This is a genomic window from Bacillus sp. JAS24-2, assembly GCF_008274905.1.
Lineage (GTDB): Bacteria > Bacillota > Bacilli > Bacillales > Bacillaceae_G > Bacillus_A > Bacillus_A cereus.
The window spans coordinates 886,935-905,313 of record NZ_CP031068.1; the positions used below are offsets into that span (position 1 = coordinate 886,935).

An 18,379-nucleotide genomic window follows, 5' to 3' on the forward strand; every position below is an offset into this window, starting at 1 on the left:
TGAGAAGCGTGTCTGAAAAACTATTAGAAGTGAAGAATTTAAAGACTTCTTTTTTCATAGAAAGCGGAGAAGTAGAAGCAGTTCGCGGCGTTACATTTCGTTTAAATAAAGGAGAAGTAGTTGGTATCGTTGGGGAGTCTGGAAGCGGAAAGAGTGTGATGGCGAAGTCTGTTATGTCTCTCGTTACATCACCAGGGAAAGTGAAAGAAGGGGAAATTCTTTTTCATAATGAAAATATCCTTTCTAAATCTGAGAAAGAATTACGTTCTATTAGAGGAAATCAAATTTCACTTATCTCTCAAGACCCAATGTCAGCGCTAAATCCGGTCGTGAAAATTGGGAAACAAATGATGGAAGTAATTATACGTCATCAAAAAGTGAAAAAGAAAGAAGCAGAGCAAATCGCGGTCAACTTGTTAAAACAAGTCGGTCTTTCTTCACCAGAAGAAAGGGTGAAACAATATCCGCATGAACTAAGCGGAGGTATGAAGCAGCGAGTTATGATCGCAATGGCGATGTCTTGTAACCCTGACCTTCTCATTGCGGACGAACCGACGACAGCACTTGATGTAACGATACAAGCACAAATACTAGATTTAATGAAAAACTTAAAAAACGAAACGAACATGGCGTTACTTCTTATTACGCATGACTTAGGAATAGTCGCACAAAACTGTACACGCGTTATCGTTATGTATGGCGGACTTATTATGGAAGAAGGACCTGTACTTGATATTTTCCAATCGCCGAATCATCCATATACGAAAGGGTTATTAAACTCTCTGCCGAAAATATCGAACGGCGTAAAAGAGAGACTCGCGCCAATTCAAGGTGTAACGCCAAACTTATTAAACCCGCCACAAGGTTGCCCATTCGCAGAGCGTTGCCCGCATGCGATGGACATTTGTGAAAAAGAACGTCCGCCATATTTTGAAATTGGAAACGAAAGACGTTCCATGTGCTGGTTAAACGATAAGACAGTAGGTGAATCACATGCATGAAGAAAACTTAATTGAAATTCGGAACTTAAAAAAATACTTTCCTATTAAAAAGGGACTATTCGGCAGAAAAACGGAGCAATTAAAAGCAGTCGATGACTTAAGTTTCACAATTAAAAAGGGTGAAACATTCGGATTAGTAGGAGAATCTGGCTGCGGAAAGTCAACGACAGGAAGAAGCATCATTCGTTTACACGATGTCACTTCAGGTAACGTTTTATTCGACGGAAAAGACATCGCAAGTTTAAAGGAAAGTGAACTAAAAGAATATCGAAAACGAATGCAAATCATTTTCCAAGATCCATACGCATCATTAAACCCGGCAATGAATGTATTCCAAATTATTAGCGAACCGATGAACATTCACGGTTCTTACGAAAAAGAAGAACAAAAAGAAATCATATTAGACCTGCTCAAAAAGGTAGGCTTAAAAGAAGAACATTTATATCGCTACCCGCACGAATTTAGCGGGGGCCAGCGCCAGCGCATTAGCATCGCGCGCGCACTATCTGTAAAACCAGACTTTATCCTATGTGACGAACCAATCTCAGCACTCGATGTCTCAGTCCAAGCACAAGTCGTAAACATGCTGCAAGACATCCAAGAAGAAACAGGAGTCACATACTTATTCATCGCACATGACCTATCGATGGTAAGGCACATATCAGACCGCATCGGAGTCATGTACTTAGGAAACATAGTAGAAATTGCCGACAGTGAAGACCTATACACAAAACCGGCACATCCATACACACAAGCACTACTCTCATCTATGCCAGAACCAGATCCAACAAACATTGGCAAAGAACGGATTATCCTAGAGGGAGAAGTACCGAGCCCACTAAACACACCATCCGGCTGCAAATTCAGAACGCGCTGCAAATTTGCTACTGAAAAATGTGCCCAAGAAGTACCGAAGATGGTTGAGATTGCGAAGGGGCATCAGGTGGCTTGTCATTTGTTTTAGAGTGGGGGAAGCATCGGGGGGACCTGGTGCTTTTTTCTTTGCAGGGGTATTACGATTTACAAACGCTTAAAGCTGAAAAAGGAAATGTGGAAATTCCTTATGAGGCAGCAGTTGAAGAAGGTACGATTTTATTGCAAGTCACAAAAGATGATAAGGTCATTTATGAAGAAGAAGTCACTTCTCAAAAAGAAGGTTTGATTTCTTTTGAAGCGCCAAAACCCAGGTCATATGATTTAATTGTACGCGTGAAGGGTGAAGAAGAGAAAGCGAAAGGGATTCAAATACATACGAAGCTATGAAAAAACGGCAAGCGGAGTATACTCGCTTGCCGTTTCCATTTCCAGTTGGTTCTGGCATAACAAATGCTCATCAATTTTAAAAAGTAAACGTAAAGTAATTCTAAAATATACAATATTTCACTTTCGGCGATGTAATCTCTAATAAAAGATTCAATAAATTTCATAATATAAATAATTAATTCTAATCATTAAAAATCCTACTTTTTCTTACTTTAATTGTTTCTAAAATATAAAGAAGAATACCTAAACCAAATATTTTCTCAGCATTAGAAATATTATTACCTAATTTAATAATCGGTACATTTAAGCCAAATCTTTCACTCCATTCTAAAGGCATATATCCCCTCTTGCAGTTTATTAATATACGATCATCCATTGTACGAAAAGACGTTTCGAAAAAATCAAATTCCACTTCTATCTCAGAAATTTTTATCTCTTTTTCATTCATCAAAGAACCACGTACCATTCCAAATCCTTGTATCATATTTTCTTTAAACATACCTACACAATTATAATTCGAATCATAAATAGCCCAATCATAATTTTCAACTTCACTATGAAAATATGCAAGAATTTCTCCATCACTTGCTTCTAATCCAAAAACTTTTTTGTTTTTTACAATAGGTAATGTTGAAGAAATCATCTTTGTTCCTGCTACATATCTTCCATCAGGAGTATATAAACCTAAATGTTTATTATTGCTGGGTAATTCTAACAAAACATAAGTATCAATATCCCAAAATGTTAAATCATTTTTAACTATATTTTTTTCTAGTAAATTTCCTTTTCTTAATTGCCAAAATCCAATACTAAAAAATACAAGAGAAGCTATAATAATTAAGATTACTGGTCCCCAATTAATATTACCCCAAGTATTATACATACCAATTAATCCATAAAGAAAAAGCCCAGTTCCAATTAAACACTTCAACTTCCCCCTTTTTTTATAATACTCAAATAATTCCACGCAAACACCTCTATCAGTTGGTCTTAATATTTCAATTATCCTTCAAATGGGGGGCACATTACCGAAAGTAAAAAATTGTATGCTAAGGGTGTAAAAACCTATTATAGCAGGTTTTATAGACGTTATATTTACCTTTATAATAAAAGAGGATGTGGAGTAACTTGATTATTCTTAATCATTCGACAAGATGCAACAATTTAAGATCATATTTTTTGTTATGATAAGTAAGGAATTTACATATCGTGTTATTGGGGGATAAAAAGAGATGTTGAAAAAATTTACTACATGTATTTTAGGTGGCGCTTTAGTATTCAATTTATCTGGTTGTGGCAATACATCCGACAAAACTTCTTCAGAATCTAAAGAAACCAATTCTAAACAAGAAGAAAAGAAAGTGCAAACGACTGATGAGACGAAAACGAAAGAGAATACAAAGCAGAAAAATACAGAACAAACAAAAGAGAAATCAAAAATAAAAGAAAAAGAGTATGCTGTAAACAAGGATTTTCATACACCTAAATTTGATGTAACTGTAAAAAGAGTTGTAGAAAGAGATAAGGTGGGTAAAGAGAGTATAGGATTCCAAAAACCTGAAGATGGACATGTCTTTATTGTTGTAGAAGCAGAAGGGAAAAATATCACAAACGAACCGATGAAATTAGCCGTTTTACCATCAGTGGATTTAGTGGATGAAAATGATAATGCTTACCAAAGTGATGTGTTGGCAGCTAGTAGTTATGCGGTTGAAAAAGGCGAGACCTCTAGTATTACTAAGGGATTAAAACCAGGGGAGGTAATGAGAGAAAGTAAAGTTTACGTGATTAATAAAGAAAAATTTGATACAGGAAAGTGGTATGTAGTTGTTAACCATGAGTATAAGGAACAAATTAAATAGTGTTTATTTATGAAGAGGAGATGGCTCCTCTTTTTTTTACAAGTTAACACAGAATTTCGTTATAATGTAGAAATTTAATGTTTTCAAAAAAAAGAATTGACTTCTATATTAGTTGTAACTAAAATGGTTACATAAATATGTAATTAATTTAGTTACAACTAATATCTGCTAAAAATATGATTTATATATTTAATTAAGGATGGTGGTCCATACGTTGCCACCCGGTGTAGAAAGTTACTAACACATTCAAATCAATGCATACTCCAAGCTTTAGTATTTTCTGTTACGGGGCAATAAGGTGCAATGTTATCTTTTGTTAAAAACCTTGGTGGATCTTTCTTTGGAAATATTAGTTTTGGGGAAATATAGTAAGGTAGCTAAAAAAGAACAAAGTATAAAAAGATGTACTTATATAAACCAAAAATTTAGTTGAGCTGGATAATAAAAAAAAGGTAGGAGATTTAAATGGAGACGAAACAAGATAACCTTATTTACGTATGGGATGCATATTGTGGATGGTGCTATGGTTTTTCAGAAAGTATTAAAGGATTTTACAAAAACCACACTGAAGTGCCATTAACGGTTTTATGTGGAGGGTTATTTTTAGATAATTTACCAATGAAAAACTTCTCATATATAGAAGAAGGAAATAAAAGAATTAATCAACTTACAGGTGCTGAATTTGGTCCTTCCTATCAAAAATTGGTGGAGGAAGGGACTTTTAAAATGAATTCGAAAGATGCTGCAATTGGTTTTTCAGCTTTACGCTCATTAGCGCCAGACCGTTTATTAGAATTCACTTCGGCTATGCAAAAAGCGTTTTATTATGAGGGCCAAAGTCTGAGTGATCCTGAAACATATCGCAAGATTGCAATCGAGCATGGTTTGGACCCTGAACAAGTATTAGAACGTTTAAACGCTCAAGAAACAATAATAGATGTCCAAAATGATTTCAATAAAGTTCGACAGCTTGGTGTTAATAGCTATCCTTCATTACTTTTACAAAAGGATAATCAAATTATTCCTATTGGTGGTGGCGTAATGACACCGGATAAAATTGAAGCGCGTTTTAAAAATTTATATTAAGAAAATTTAGGATACAGTAGCAAACATGTTATCTTAGACCACCTGACGTTGATCTCCGGAATATTCGCCAGTACTATTACACTTTCAGATAAATGGGAGTGGGAGATTTTATCGGAACAAGATAAAAATATGATAATTAGTTAATAACTTTAACAAAAGGAGAATAACATACTATGTTTAAAACAATCGATACAAATCAAAAAGATGTGAAATTAACGGTGTTTATTTCGGACGAAAAAAGCTTTATGGTCACAGCAACATTAGTTGAGAAAGCAGGACATGCATTTTTAATAAACTCAAAATTTACTCAATCTGATTCGAAAGAAATTGTTGAGTATCTGAAAAAAAACAACTTATCTCTAGATAAAATCTTTATTATTCATGGGGATCCAGACTACTACTTTGGATTAGAGAGCATTAAAGCCGTTTACCCAGAAGCTATAGCGTATGCAACAGAGTCTACTGTTGAACATATCGTTCATTCTGTCTTAGGGAAATTAAAAGTTTGGAAAGACGCCCTTGGAGAAAATGCACCAAGTAACGTGGTATTACCTCAAGTGTTTAAAGAAAAAGCGATTGATTTTCAGGGGTTAACATTTGAACTAGTAGGCTTAGATCATTACAGAACTAGCCTATTTAATAAAGAACTAAAAGTATTAATTGGTGGTATTGATGTATTTAACGAAATACATGTATTCTTAGCGGATACTAACTCAAAAGCGGCTATGGAGGCATGGATTGAGAACTTGAAAGTATTACAAGCGTTACATGCTGACATAATTGTGCCTAGCCATGGATCAATCGAAAAATCCCTAAATAATCAAGCACTTACTGCGACAATGGATTATCTAAGAACGGCGGTTCAAGCTTCTGAGGAAAGTGGAACTTCAAAAGATTTTGTGGCAAAACTTGAAGCAGCATATCCAGGCTATGCAAATAAAGGTGTATTAGAATTAAGTGCAAAAGTTGTAACAAAAGAAATACCTTGGGGTTAATGATATGCATAAATATCAAAAACTATTACATGAAACGTATGTGTTAACTGGCGAAGGGAAATTGGATGCGTTCAAAGCGTATTTAAGTGAAAATGTATCTTGGACAGAAGCTGCTGGGTTTCCATATGCAGGTACTTATATAGGTCCAGATGAAGTAGTGAAAAACGTACATGAACGTCTTGGCACGGAATGGGATGACTATAGTGCTAAAGATGAAATTTATACTTTTAATAACGATACTGTTATCGTGTATGGAAAATATAGTGGAACATATAAAGCTACAGGGAAGTCATTTGTAGCAGATTTTTGTCACCTTTATAAGCTTGATGAGAACGATAAGGTTAAGAAGTTTATTCAAATTGTGGACAGTGCAACTGTTAATGAGGTATTAAGTTAGAATTAATCGTTTCTAATATGCCTTGTATAGGGGGAAGTTAGGATAAATGAAATTCCTAACATTACCCCTGACATTACATTTTGAGGAAGGTTTCTCCTTCTTCAAGCTTTTTATAGAAGAAAACTTATTTAAGTAGAAGAGGTAGGTATATATGAAATTAGAGAAAAGTTTAATCATAACAATTATTTCTGTATTTATTTTAGGAGTAGTTTCGACTTTGGTATATCAAGCTTCCACCGGTAATAATAAAGGGAACTCAATTAAGAGCGAGAATGTCGCTTCTGTATCAAAAGAAGTAAAAGAAAATGAAAAGAATAAAAAGATGGTAGTTGATTTCTATAATGAAGTTTTTAACAAACATAATATCGATATTATCCCTAAATATGTTAGCGAAGATTATAAGCAACATAATCCTTTTGTTGCTGATGGACGAAAAGCCTTCATGGATTTCTTTAAGGAGGATTTTGTTAAAAATCCTAATTCCTCTGCAGAGATTAAACGTGTAGTAGCTGAAGGGGATACAGTTGCTCTTCATGTACATTCTCGTACTAATTCTCAAGATAAGGGAGTTGCTATAGTGGATATATTTCGTATCAAGGATGGAAAGATTGTCGAACACTGGGATGTAATTCAAGAGATTCCAAGTGAAGCAGCTAATGATAATACGATGTTTTAGATAGAAGATATATTTAATAATTGTTTAATTGATAGTGCTGTATAGAGTTTAGAAATTTAGATAATTAGTCATCAAATTTGGAAATCATTTAAAAATAGCATATTAAATGATGGCACAAATTAATACGAAATAGCTCTTTAATAAAAAATCCTACTCATTAAAAAATGAGTAGGATTTTTTATTAAAGAATAGTGCTAATTTTGTGGTTCGGCACCATCTAAATTTGGAAACCATGAAAGTATAGGTACTCTATATCCACGTAAAGTAAAATCGTAATTTTTTCCTTCTTTTATGTTTGCTTGCAGATACACTGAATGAAACTTCATCATAAGAAGGCTATCCTCATTAGAAATAACTTTTTCGGTTCCATTTTTTTGCTCAACCTAGTACAATCTTACCAATTTAAAAAAGACCACCATTACTGGCAGTCCTTTTTTGGTAGTTTTAGAAATTAAATTATAACATATTAATATACAAATTATAAATATACTTTTACAAAAGATACTATAAGTTTTTTATAATTCTTGATTTCTCAATTTCCATTGCATACTGAATTTTCCTGTAAGTATTAATAACTACCATTAAAATTATCAATCCACTAGATTATTAGAAAAAACTGGTTATCTATATAATTGTTTGGTAAAATATAGATATAATTTAAGAGGGTAAAGTTAATATAGATCAACTAAGTAATGCTAAGAAAATGTTTTATTGCATAAAAAAAGGCTCCATTGCTGGAGCACTCAAAATAAACAAACGAATTAAAACAAGAAACAGACAATTTAACTATATAGATAAAACATAAATAAATCTATATATATGTAAAAATGCATATAAAAACTCTATTTATTGATGCTATAATAGGTTTACTCGATGATTGTTATATTTTTTTATGGTTTTTAAGCAATAAATACCTTCTTAACACCAAGTGTACAAGAAAAGAAGACATCTTAAGTGATGTCTTCTTTTCTTATATAATAACAACACAATAAAATTAAGATGGTTCAAGTGGGAGGAGATCGCATTAGTAGAAGATTCTTCCAAATAGAAGGAAGCAATGGTGGTAAAAAAGGCGTCTTTGAGTGGATTGTTGAACCAAATGGAAATGTAAGTCATAGAAGATTTATTGAAAATGGTACTGTTACAGGGAAACCAAATCAAGTTCCAAAAAAGTAAAAGGAGAATTATATGGATTTAATAGATATTAAGAACAAAGGTCTTAAGTATGATTGGAAAACTATTTATACCGGTGTAAATAAAAAATATTTCGAACCGAATGTCATTTCTGATTATGCGGTAGAACTAATGGAAGCCGGTGATGATGAAGCTTTTGTTAATGAACTAGCTTGGGGAATAGATTCTAGTGATTTAGATAAAATTTTGTTTGAAATTAAAGATTTCCACTTTCCTAATCTAGAAGAAAGTAGTGAAGAATTACAGAATGAGATAAGTAAACTCAGATTCGTTTACTTATCTAAGTTAAAAGAAAAGATTACTGATGAGGATGAACTATTAAATAGAATTGCAGAGTTTTATGATAGACATGATTATCCTGAAGATATGACATGTTTTATTACTTATATGCCCCAAGATACCCCAACTACGAAGGAAGATTTGTTAAATAGGTTTTATAAATTTTTGGATTCAGAGAAAAAATTTATTGAATAGCTACTTTGCTAGATTCTGAGGGCAAGAAATGAATTTTTTGAAGAACAAGCCTTCTTTAAGATTGAATGTTTCAATGAACCATGTTATCTAGCTTGGAGTAAGTGAAGAGAAAGTTACATATGGAGAATGATCAACAAAAGAGACCTAACATTTGCGGTCTCTTTTGTTGATTTAAATTAAAAAGTATCATTTAAGTGGATGCCCTTTTATACCTCTTACTTTACATACAAATAGGCTTCAATTGCTGATACATAGTATCTTTTATCCTTGCTGTTATGTACTTTGTATTGTGGTGCTCCATTCACAGTTACCTTTACATCAATGGTAAATCCTAATTTTACCTCTAAAGCACCAACAACATCTTTACCCTGCCAAGAAAGAGATTCATCGAGTTCAGGTAAACGAAGAACATAGAATACATAATTTTAACTAGATTTATTATTAACTAAATTATCCCCACCACCAAGCTCCGCCTCAATCTGCGAAGTCTTCGATGACTCAGCCATACGCCAATACGTAATAAAGCTTATCGCGATACATCCGGCTACGTAGAAGTAGAATAGTGATTCCATTCCGATACTCTTTAGCCATAATGCGATGAACTCAGCTGTTCCGCCGAATATCGCAACTGTTAGTGCATATGGTAAACCTACGCCTAGTGCGCGAATTTCGGTCGGGAAGAGTTCTGCTTTTACAATTGCGTTAATAGAAGTGTAACCAGTAACGATGATGAGACCGACCATCATGAGTAAGAATGCTACGATTGGTTCTGTCGTTTTTTCCATAAAGAAGAAGATTGGTGCTGTTAGTAATGTTCCGAGAATACCGAATGCCATTAATAGTGGGCGTCTTCCAATTTTATCGGATAGTAGTCCTGCAATTGGTTGAAGTACGACGAAAATAAGTAGTGCGACAAAGTTAATCCAGCTTACAACTTCTTTCGGAAGACCGACTGTGTTTACCATGAACTTTTGTAAATATGTTGTGTACGTATAGAATGCGACAGTGCCTCCTAATGTTAGGCCGACTACTGTTAATACTGCTTTCGGGTGTTTCATAAGAGCGCGAACAGTTCCTGCACTTTCGCGTTTTTGTGATTTTATGTTTGCGAACTGCTCCGATTCATCCATCGTGCGGCGAAGCCATAATACAGCTACTGCGCCCATCGCTCCAATAATGAACGGAATGCGCCAGCCCCAAGCTTTCATATCGGGTTCGCTTAGCAATTGCTGAAGAACAATTTGAACGCCTAACGCAACCATTTGCCCAGCAACGAGCGTTACATATTGGAAACTTGAATAAAAGCCGCGGCGACCACTACTAGCCATTTCAGATAAATATGTGGCAGAAGTTCCGTACTCTCCGCCAAGTGATAATCCTTGTAGTAAACGGGCAAGAACTAAAATAATTGGTGCCATAATACCGATACTTTCGTAACTAGGTGTACAGGCGATAATTAAAGAACCACCGGCCATAACCGTAATCGAAAGTGTTAATGCTGCCCGGCGTCCGTGCCGATCTGCATAGCGTCCCATTAATAAACTTCCGATAGGGCGCATTAAAAACCCAACTGCGAAAATAGCCGCAGTGTTCAGTAACTGGCTTGTTGGATCTCCTTTAGGAAAGAACTCTGCTGAAAAGTAAACAGCGAAAGCAGAATAAACGTACCAGTCGTACCATTCAATTAAATTGCCGACAGAACCTTTGAAAATATTGCCGGCGACTCGATTAGATTTTGCTTGAGCCATAATAATTCCTCCTCTTGCTTATAAATAAAATGATAATCATGAAAGCGTGTTCATTATAGTTGAATTGTACTGTCTGTAGAATAAAATCTCAATATTATGACGATTTTATTCTTTTTGTACTTTATGTACATGGAGAGTTTTAATAGTTGCTTCCTTATTCGTTTTGTCATAATAATAGAAAAAGGAGATTGATAGTTTAGAATATTTTATCAAAGGATATGAAGTATGAAGAAATCACGCAAAGTGTCATTGCAAACGAAAATAGTAAGCTTAATTATTACGTTAATTTTATTTGTTGTTCTCCTATTAGCAGAAATATTTGTTTACATTCAGTCCGTTGATACGAAGCGCCAAGTGGAGCAGCTAGCACTACAAACAGCCAAGTCGCTTTCTTTTATGCCAGCTATAAAAGATGCTTTTCAAAATAACGAGCATAAAAATACGATTCAATCCATTGCGGAACAAGTTCGTGAGCAAGCTGGTGCAGATACTGTCATTATAGAAGATCGCTTTGGGGTGACGTATTCCCATTCTAATTCGGAGTTAATTGGCACAAAGAGTAACAATCCATATAACTATGAAGCACTCACTTTTGGTGGTTATTATACGCTCGAAGGAAATGGTACAAGCGGTCCAGCTTTAATGGCGAAAGCACCCATTATTGTTCATAACGGAGATTACGATCAAGTAGTAGGCGTTGTGACAGTAGAGTTTTTAATAAAAGGCATTGAATCTAACATATTGAGTAGGACGAAAGAAATTATACTCTTTTCCTTAGCTGTATTAGTAGTCGGAATTATTGGCGGCATTCTTTTAGCACGTAGCATTCGGAAAGATACACTCGGTTTAGAGCCGAATGAAATCGCAGCGCTATACCGGGAACGAAGCGCGATACTACTATCTATAAAAGAAGGGATTATCGCCATTGATCAAAACGGTTTTATTACGATGATGAACACGTCGGCAGAAGAAATGCTGCATGTAAATGATGAATATATGCAGCAACACATTTCAAAGGTTTTACCGGAATTTAATATGGAGAGAGTGCTAGAAAACAATCAAGAAATCGCGTTTCAAGATAAAGTGTTTATTTTAAATAGGACGCCGATACTTGAAAATAATAATACGGTAGGAGTTGTATGTAGTTTTAGAGATAAAACAGAACTGCAACACCTTGTTAATACGATATCTGAGGTAAAAAAGTATTCCGAGGACTTACGTGCTCAAACACATGAATTTACAAATAAGCTGTTCGTCTTATCGGGATTACTTCAGTTAGGACATTACAAAGAAGCGATTGAATTTATTCAGCAAGAATCTAATATTCATCAAAGTCAAAATCATATTTTATTCCATCAAATTCATGATGCAAAAGTACAAGCAATTTTATTAGGAAAAATCGGAACAGCATCTGAGAAGAAAATCGATTTTCATATTGAAGGAGATAGTGCGCTGCATCCGTTACCAGACCATATAAAAGTTTCGCACCTTATTACGATTCCTGGAAACATAATCGACAATGCATTTGATGCGGTGAGTGAACGAGAGGAAAAGAGTGTTTCCTTCTTCGTTACGGATATTGGACACGATATTGTATTTGAAGTGATAGATAGTGGGATAGGAATACCGGTAGAAAAAATTACGACCATTTTTCAAAAAGGATTTTCAACGAAAGGGAATGATCGTGGTTACGGATTAGCGAATGTGAAAGAAATGGTAGATCTACTAGAGGGAACAATTGAAATTCAAAACGAAAAAAATGGGGGAGCGATTTTTACAATTTACCTTCCGAAAACATTGAGAGAAAGTACATGACAAACAGGGGGATGGGCATATGTTGAAGGTTGCAATTGCAGAAGATGATTTCCGCGTCGCACAAATTCAAGAGGAATTTTTATTAAAAATAAAGGATGTAAAAGTGATTGGAAAAGCATTGAACGCGAAAGAAACGATGGAACTATTACAAAAGGAAGAAATCGATTTGCTTCTATTAGATAATTACTTACCAGATGGAATCGGAACCGACTTATTACCACAAATCCATGCCGACTTTCCAAGCGTTGACGTTATTATGGTTACTGCCGCAAATGAAAATCATATGTTAGAAAAAGCAATTCGAAACGGCGTAAGTAACTACCTTATAAAACCGGTCACGTTAGAAAAATTCGTTCGCACAATTGAAGACTATAAAAGAAAAAAGCAACTATTACATAGTAACAATGAAGTAAATCAAGCACTCATCGATAATTTCTTCGGGACTTCGCAAACACAAGACATAAAAAACTTACCGACAGGTGTGGATCCGTTAACACTACAAAAAGTGAAGGGGATTATAAAAGGGTTCGAAGAGGGCATTACAATAGAAGAAATGGGAGAACAAGTGGGTGCCTCCAGAACAACCGCAAGAAGATATTTAGAATACTTAGTAGCGACCGGCGAATGCACAGTAGAGTACACATACGGCATTATCGGACGACCAGAACGAAAGTACCGAATAGGAAGAGGACTATGAAAAAACGATTATTACTATGTATATGGATCATGACAGGAGTAATAGCAGGTTGTTCCTCGGAAAAATCCCATATGAATAAAGTGAACATCGACAAAGTAGAAATCGTTGCGCCGAACGTTCAAGGAGCTGGATGGGACTTAACAGCACGGGCGATGCAAAAAACACTAACAGAAGAAAAAATCTTCACAAAACCAATCACTGTCACAAACAAAGTAGGTGGCAGCGGTGATGTCGGATGGAAATATACGAAACAAAAAGGTGGTCACGTACTGGCGATTAACTCAAGCTTACTCATAACGAACAACCTACTAGGCCACAGTAGACTAACATATAAAGACTTCACCCCGCTCGCAACATTAGCATCGGACTGGGAAGTTGTTGTCGTATCAAAAGACTCAAACATAGAAAACGCAAACGAACTAATGAAACAACTAAAACAAAACAAGAAAAACTTCAAAATCGGAGTTGCCCCCGGCCTAGGAAACGACGATCACCTATCCTTCGTACAAGTAAGCAAAGCATTCGGCATAAACCCAGCCGAACTACAATTCTTCGTCTACGAAAATAAAGAAAAAATCATAAACGCCCTAACGAACAAACAAATAGGCGCCGCAACCATGACCCTATCAGAAGCCGAAAAACAATACAAAGCCGGCAAAATAAAAATACTAGCCGTATCCGCACCAAAACGTCTAGACCACCTACCAGAAATCCCAACCTGGAAAGAACAAGGAATCAACGTCATCTTCCAGCACTGGAAAGGCATTATGGGCCCGAAAGATATGACGGAGGAAGAGATTGCTTATTGGGATGGTGTGATTAAGAGGATGGTGGAGAGTGATAGTTGGAAGGGGATTTTGAGGGAGAGAGGGTGGAATTCTTATTATAAGGGTAGTGGGGAGAGTATGATATTTCTTGAGCAGAGTAGTCAGGAGTATGGGGAGTTAGTGGGGGATAATAGGAATTAGTAAATCATACGGTATGGCGTATGATTTTTCTTTTATATGTAGTGAAAATTATTTGTGAGAGGAGATGGTTAAAATTAGTGACTAATTCCTTTTTAGTGGTTTATTTGTAAGTAATGGTATATGTGACGTAAATAATACTGGATTTCAAGTTATAATTTTGTGATAACAAGTTATGAAATGTCATTATTGCTACAACTTTTTATTAAAATACAAAATTAATAATACATGTAGAGGAGATTCATCACTAATGAAATTAGCAAAAACGCAAATACAACAATTTATATCAAAACAACTGGAGCTGTGCGAGTTGAAAGAATTGGATGTCGAATTCGCAGTTCGAGGGCTGGATTTTGATCCAAACATGTTTATTTGTGCAGGAGAAATGGGATTAGAAATAGGGTTTCATAGATTAGTATGGAGTTGTCCAGTCGCACCAGATATGACACGGTTTACGCATCATATATTATTATGGGAACATCTAGAAGAATTAAGTGACAATGAGAAAGCGGTGGAAATGAAAGAGAGTATTAGTATGGTGGCTGATTTTAGAAAAAGGAGATATCAGCAGTGTCAGTTTTGTAATACAAAGACTTTGCCGGAACATCTTGATAGAGATGGTGTATGTTATGGATGTGCTACTGAACATTTTGGAGTGATATATTGATGATTTGGAAGCATATAGAAACAACTTGAAAGATGATTCTATTCTTTTATACTTGAATGAGGATGGATGAATAGAAACGAGGAATTATATGAGTAAATTAAGTAACTGCCTATACATGATTGAGCTCCTGCATGCGAGAGGGAAAATGAGAATTAGTGAATTGGCAGAGTTATTAGAAGTAAAAGAGCGGATGGTCCGCATTTATCGTGATGATATTGAAATGGCAGGTATTAAAATTGAGACAACGAAAGGCAGATATGGTGGCTACTCCCTTTCAAATACATCGTTATTTCCTATTAAAAATATGTCCCAACAAGAGCTAGATGCGTTAACGTTCTCTATTCAAAAACTAGTTTCAAAAGGTAATGACATTTATGCAAAGGACGCACAAGTAGCGCTAGATAAATTAAATGCTGTTCGGAAAGTGGAAACGAATAAAGATCGTCATATTTATTTTGTGCAAAGATCGAAGCCGAATTATGTGTTTTCGAATGAAAACCAAAAATATGTACAACTACAAGAAGCGTTATTTACAAGAAGCAAGGTGAAAATACAGTATGAGAAACGGTCTGGTGAAAGATCAGAACGAATTATCGATCCATACGGCTTTGTACACTACAACGAATTCTTTTATTGCCTAGCCCTATGTAATGATAAAAAGGAAAAAAGTATGTTTAAACTATCTCGAATGAAAGATATTAAAACTTTGTATGATACATATAAAATACCCGCTGATTTTGATATTCGAGAAGAATTTCCGAAATTCGGCATTATGAAAGAACCATTAGAAGTAGAGTTACTCATATACCCACCATTCGCTGTATCCGTACCAGAATCCATTTGGGGAGAGAATCAAAAGATAGAACATAATGATGATGGTAGCATCCTTTTCCGGGCGACGATGAGCGGGAAAGAGTCGATTAAGAAGTGGATTCTGGGGATGGGTGCTTCAGTTAGGGTGTTGGAGCCTGGTGGCTTGAGGGAAGAGGTTGTAGAGGAGGGAAGGAAGTTGTTGGAGATGTATGGCTCATTTTAAATGAATGGATTGGATATACGAATTAAAATTAAAAGTGACGTTATAAGTACCGGTTTTAATGTTACTATGAATATATATTGAAATTTATATATGTATTTACAAATTTCTTATAAAATATATATAGTAACTGGGAGTATGGTTGTATATTTGGATATTTTATGTAATTCGCATACGGTTATAAAAGAATATGATAAAATATTATTAAAATACTAATGAGATGGCGTGAGGGATAGTAAATATGTCTGAAGAAAAATATTTTTTAAGTTTTATAGAGCATATTAATCAAGTTGCCGCGGTTAATGCGAAAAAAATGGAAGAATTAATATATGAAGACCCAGCAAGTGCAATTGTGAAGGCTAGGTTATTTGCTGAGGCTATATTGAATGAGGTATTCACTCAAGAAGATATAAAGGTGCCATATATTTCATCACTTTATGATAAAATTTCTTATCTTGCAAAAGAAGGTTATATAACAGCGGAAGTACAGAGGGACTTTGATACAGTTCGTTTTACCGGTAATAAAGCAGCGCATGATGGCTCGTTTAATGATATTAGTGCAGCTTTTAAATTGCATAAAGTCATGCATAATATTGCGGTTTGGTTATATGAAGTATATTCACCTGAACAATTAAAAATACCTGCATATGAGCATCCAAGACCAACACAAAGCAATGAATCAGATATACAAGAAATGGTGAAAGCGCAAGTCATGCAACTAATAGGTACTACTAATAAGGATAATATAAAAAAAGAAGAACCTATTATTGAAGACGTAGCGGAAGAGAGCATCCTTTGTAAAGACCTTCCTGAGGGAGAAAGTTATTTATTGAGAGAGCTAAAAAGGTTACAAGATTCATCACAAGAGGCTATTGAAAACGCAAATGCATTTAGCCAATTTAAAAAATATATGCACGTAGAGAGAAAGATTCAAACTGACCTAGAGCGTATTTTGGTGAAAAATAAGGAACTTAATTCCTCTAGCTTAATTCTCCTTTGTGGTAGTGTTGGAGATGGGAAATCCCATTTATTAGCGTATTTAAAAGAGAATAAACCAGAACTATTAGAAGGGTATCAAATTTTTAATGATGCTACAGAAAGTTTTTCTCCTAACAAAAATGCAATGGAGACTTTAGAAGAAATACTTCAAGATTTCTCCGATCAATCGATTGGGCAATCAAATAAAAAAGTTATTTTAGCAATCAATATGGGAGTTCTTCACAATTTTATAACGTTAAACCATGAAGAATATACATATGAAGCTTTAAATAGATTTGTTGACGGCAGTGGTCTATTTTCTTCAAGCATCACAACTTGTTATAGCGAAGATCATTTTGACCTAATTAGTTTCGGTGATTATCACTCGTATGAACTAACAGAAAAAGGGCCACAGTCAACTTTCTTTTTAACTTTATTAAATAAAATATTTAATAAAGAAGAGGGAAATCCTTTTTATTTGGCTTATCAAGAGGATACAAAAAACAATATTCGAACGATGGTTCATGAGAATTATAAATTTATCCAGGAACCTTACGTGCAAAGACAAATTGTGAATTTAATTATTCAAACGTTAGTGAAATATAAATTAGTTATATCTGCTCGTGCATTTTTAAATTTTGTAGCTGACATTATTATTCCAGATAAATTAGAAGTAATTGAAGTTCTCTCAGAATTTGAAGTGTTAGAGCAAGCAGTTCCTAATCTTATGTTTAAACGTAAAGAGCGTTCTCCTATCCTAAAGACTTTACATGAATTAGACCCAGTTCATAGAAGATCCTCACACATCGATCAAATTATTATTGATTTAAGTACTTTAAATGAATGGGATACTATATTAAATCATTGTGTAACATCTGATCAAGGTAGAGGGTGGTTAAATCCTTTTATTAGTGAAGAGAAAGTAGATGGCCCATCATTCATTGGTTTCTCAGAAGCTGTTATTCGAATTACATATTTAACGAATGAAGACTTCTCTCAAAAGATTGAGGATGAGACGTATCATAAATATGTAAACAAATTGTTTGATTTCAATTCGGGTAATAAAAAAGAAATTAAAGTCTTTTATGAAGAAATAAAAGAGGCGTTATTTAAATGGAAGGGAAGTCCGAAAAAAGGATATATTTATCTTAATAAGCCAAGTGATAAGTATAGATTAGCCCAACAACTTAATTTAAAGCCATCAATCGATCATTTGAAATTTAATCAAAATGATGTACTAGACTCGTTTAAATCATCGCTTGTGTTAGCGTATCATGATGGAGATATAAAAAATATTATTGAATTGGATATTGATTATCAACTATACAATTTATTAGTAAAAGTTTGTCAGGGATATTGTCCAAATAAAAAAGATGAAGAAGATGCAATTAAATTTACAGAGTTTGTAGAGAAAATCATGAAATTTGGAGAGAAAGAGAATGAGTTATTGATACATTTTCCTAATGATTCTCGTTTCTATAAATTAAATCGAGATGATTTTGGTGCGTTTGTGTTTGAAAGGGAGTAG

General features: G+C 34.6%; 18 protein-coding genes and 2 pseudogenes. 16 read left to right on the plus strand and 4 right to left on the minus strand.

The annotated features are described in order from the left end of the window. Positions 1-8: 8 nt before the first annotated feature. From DN407_RS04640 to DN407_RS04650, 3 genes and pseudogenes are all read left to right on the plus strand, one after another. Positions 9-1,001 (plus strand): ABC transporter ATP-binding protein, encoded by a 993-nt coding sequence (locus DN407_RS04640; RefSeq protein ID WP_061113389.1) that lies wholly within the window; start codon positions 9-11, stop codon positions 999-1,001. Next, positions 994-1,965, plus strand: coding sequence for an ABC transporter ATP-binding protein (locus DN407_RS04645; RefSeq protein ID WP_139894327.1), 972 nt, complete (start codon positions 994-996; stop codon positions 1,963-1,965). The genes DN407_RS04640 and DN407_RS04645 overlap by 8 nt, the downstream gene beginning before the upstream one ends. Positions 1,966-1,988: 23 nt before the next feature. Next, a pseudogene (locus DN407_RS04650) lies at positions 1,989-2,264 on the plus strand (BA_1872 family lipoprotein); the annotation flags it as partial. A 181-nt stretch (positions 2,265-2,445) separates the two neighbouring features. Here DN407_RS04650 and DN407_RS04655 read toward each other — a convergent pair. Then, positions 2,446-3,231: an ABC transporter ATP-binding protein gene (locus DN407_RS04655; RefSeq protein ID WP_065704760.1), complete on the minus strand. Its 786-nt coding sequence runs from the start codon at positions 3,229-3,231 to the stop codon at positions 2,446-2,448. Positions 3,232-3,496: 265 nt separating this feature from the next. On the opposite strand from DN407_RS04655, the gene DN407_RS04660 reads away from it, so the two are divergent. The 5 genes from DN407_RS04660 to DN407_RS04680 all read left to right on the plus strand — a co-directional run bounded on the left by DN407_RS04660 (position 3,497) and on the right by DN407_RS04680 (position 7,280). Next, positions 3,497-4,126 carry a hypothetical protein gene (locus tag DN407_RS04660; RefSeq protein ID WP_065704758.1) on the plus strand — a complete coding sequence of 210 codons (630 nt, stop codon included), beginning with the start codon at positions 3,497-3,499 and terminating at the stop codon, positions 4,124-4,126. A 465-nt stretch (positions 4,127-4,591) separates the two neighbouring features. Then, a complete protein-coding gene (locus DN407_RS04665) occupies positions 4,592-5,212 on the plus strand; it encodes a DsbA family protein (RefSeq protein ID WP_000448622.1) in 621 nt (206 codons plus the stop codon). A 173-nt stretch (positions 5,213-5,385) separates the two neighbouring features. Continuing rightward, on the plus strand, positions 5,386-6,207 hold the full coding sequence (locus tag DN407_RS04670; protein WP_149216048.1) for an MBL fold metallo-hydrolase: 822 nt from the start codon (positions 5,386-5,388) through the stop codon (positions 6,205-6,207). A 4-nt stretch (positions 6,208-6,211) separates the two neighbouring features. Continuing rightward, a complete protein-coding gene (locus tag DN407_RS04675) occupies positions 6,212-6,604 on the plus strand; it encodes a nuclear transport factor 2 family protein (protein ID WP_149216049.1) in 393 nt (130 codons plus the stop codon). Between the two features lie 151 nt (positions 6,605-6,755). Then, positions 6,756-7,280 (plus strand): nuclear transport factor 2 family protein, encoded by a 525-nt coding sequence (locus DN407_RS04680; protein ID WP_000764214.1) that lies wholly within the window; start codon positions 6,756-6,758, stop codon positions 7,278-7,280. 194 nt (positions 7,281-7,474) lie between these two features. On the opposite strand, the gene DN407_RS32035 is transcribed toward DN407_RS04680, so the two are convergent. Next, positions 7,475-7,609, minus strand: coding sequence for a hypothetical protein (locus tag DN407_RS32035; RefSeq protein ID WP_255446483.1), 135 nt, complete (start codon positions 7,607-7,609; stop codon positions 7,475-7,477). A gap of 679 nt (positions 7,610-8,288) precedes the next feature. Between DN407_RS32035 and DN407_RS31500 the strand changes: the two genes are divergently transcribed. Further along, positions 8,289-8,456: a hypothetical protein gene (locus DN407_RS31500; protein WP_227599644.1), complete on the plus strand. Its 168-nt coding sequence runs from the start codon at positions 8,289-8,291 to the stop codon at positions 8,454-8,456. Between the two features lie 12 nt (positions 8,457-8,468). Continuing rightward, on the plus strand, positions 8,469-8,948 hold the full coding sequence (locus DN407_RS04685; protein ID WP_149216050.1) for a DUF2247 family protein: 480 nt from the start codon (positions 8,469-8,471) through the stop codon (positions 8,946-8,948). Between the two features lie 215 nt (positions 8,949-9,163). Here the strand turns inward: DN407_RS04685 and DN407_RS32715 are convergent. Both DN407_RS32715 and DN407_RS04695 read right to left on the minus strand, forming a co-directional pair. Continuing rightward, positions 9,164-9,334, minus strand: a pseudogene (locus DN407_RS32715) (N-acetylmuramoyl-L-alanine amidase); the annotation flags it as partial. A gap of 39 nt (positions 9,335-9,373) precedes the next feature. After that, a complete protein-coding gene (locus tag DN407_RS04695; protein ID WP_065704752.1) occupies positions 9,374-10,696 on the minus strand; it encodes an MFS transporter in 1,323 nt (440 codons plus the stop codon). Between the two features lie 225 nt (positions 10,697-10,921). Between DN407_RS04695 and DN407_RS04700 the strand changes: the two genes are divergently transcribed. The 6 genes from DN407_RS04700 (at position 10,922) to dptF (ending at position 18,379) form a co-directional block, all read left to right on the plus strand. Further along, the gene (locus DN407_RS04700; RefSeq protein ID WP_149216051.1) at positions 10,922-12,511 is read left to right on the plus strand and encodes an ATP-binding protein; all 1,590 of its coding nucleotides are present in this window, start codon (positions 10,922-10,924) and stop codon (positions 12,509-12,511) included. A gap of 19 nt (positions 12,512-12,530) precedes the next feature. Then, on the plus strand, positions 12,531-13,208 hold the full coding sequence (locus DN407_RS04705; protein ID WP_149216052.1) for a response regulator: 678 nt from the start codon (positions 12,531-12,533) through the stop codon (positions 13,206-13,208). After that, positions 13,205-14,176, plus strand: coding sequence for a tripartite tricarboxylate transporter substrate binding protein (locus DN407_RS04710; RefSeq protein ID WP_149216053.1), 972 nt, complete (start codon positions 13,205-13,207; stop codon positions 14,174-14,176). Before DN407_RS04705 ends, DN407_RS04710 begins: the two co-directional genes overlap by 4 nt. 247 nt (positions 14,177-14,423) lie before the next feature. Continuing rightward, positions 14,424-14,840 carry a hypothetical protein gene (locus tag DN407_RS04715; RefSeq protein WP_149216054.1) on the plus strand — a complete coding sequence of 139 codons (417 nt, stop codon included), beginning with the start codon at positions 14,424-14,426 and terminating at the stop codon, positions 14,838-14,840. 88 nt (positions 14,841-14,928) lie between these two features. Next, positions 14,929-15,876 carry a helix-turn-helix transcriptional regulator gene (locus tag DN407_RS04720; protein ID WP_149216055.1) on the plus strand — a complete coding sequence of 316 codons (948 nt, stop codon included), beginning with the start codon at positions 14,929-14,931 and terminating at the stop codon, positions 15,874-15,876. A gap of 238 nt (positions 15,877-16,114) precedes the next feature. Continuing rightward, a complete protein-coding gene (gene dptF, locus DN407_RS04725; protein WP_065704741.1) occupies positions 16,115-18,379 on the plus strand; it encodes a DNA phosphorothioation-dependent restriction protein DptF in 2,265 nt (754 codons plus the stop codon).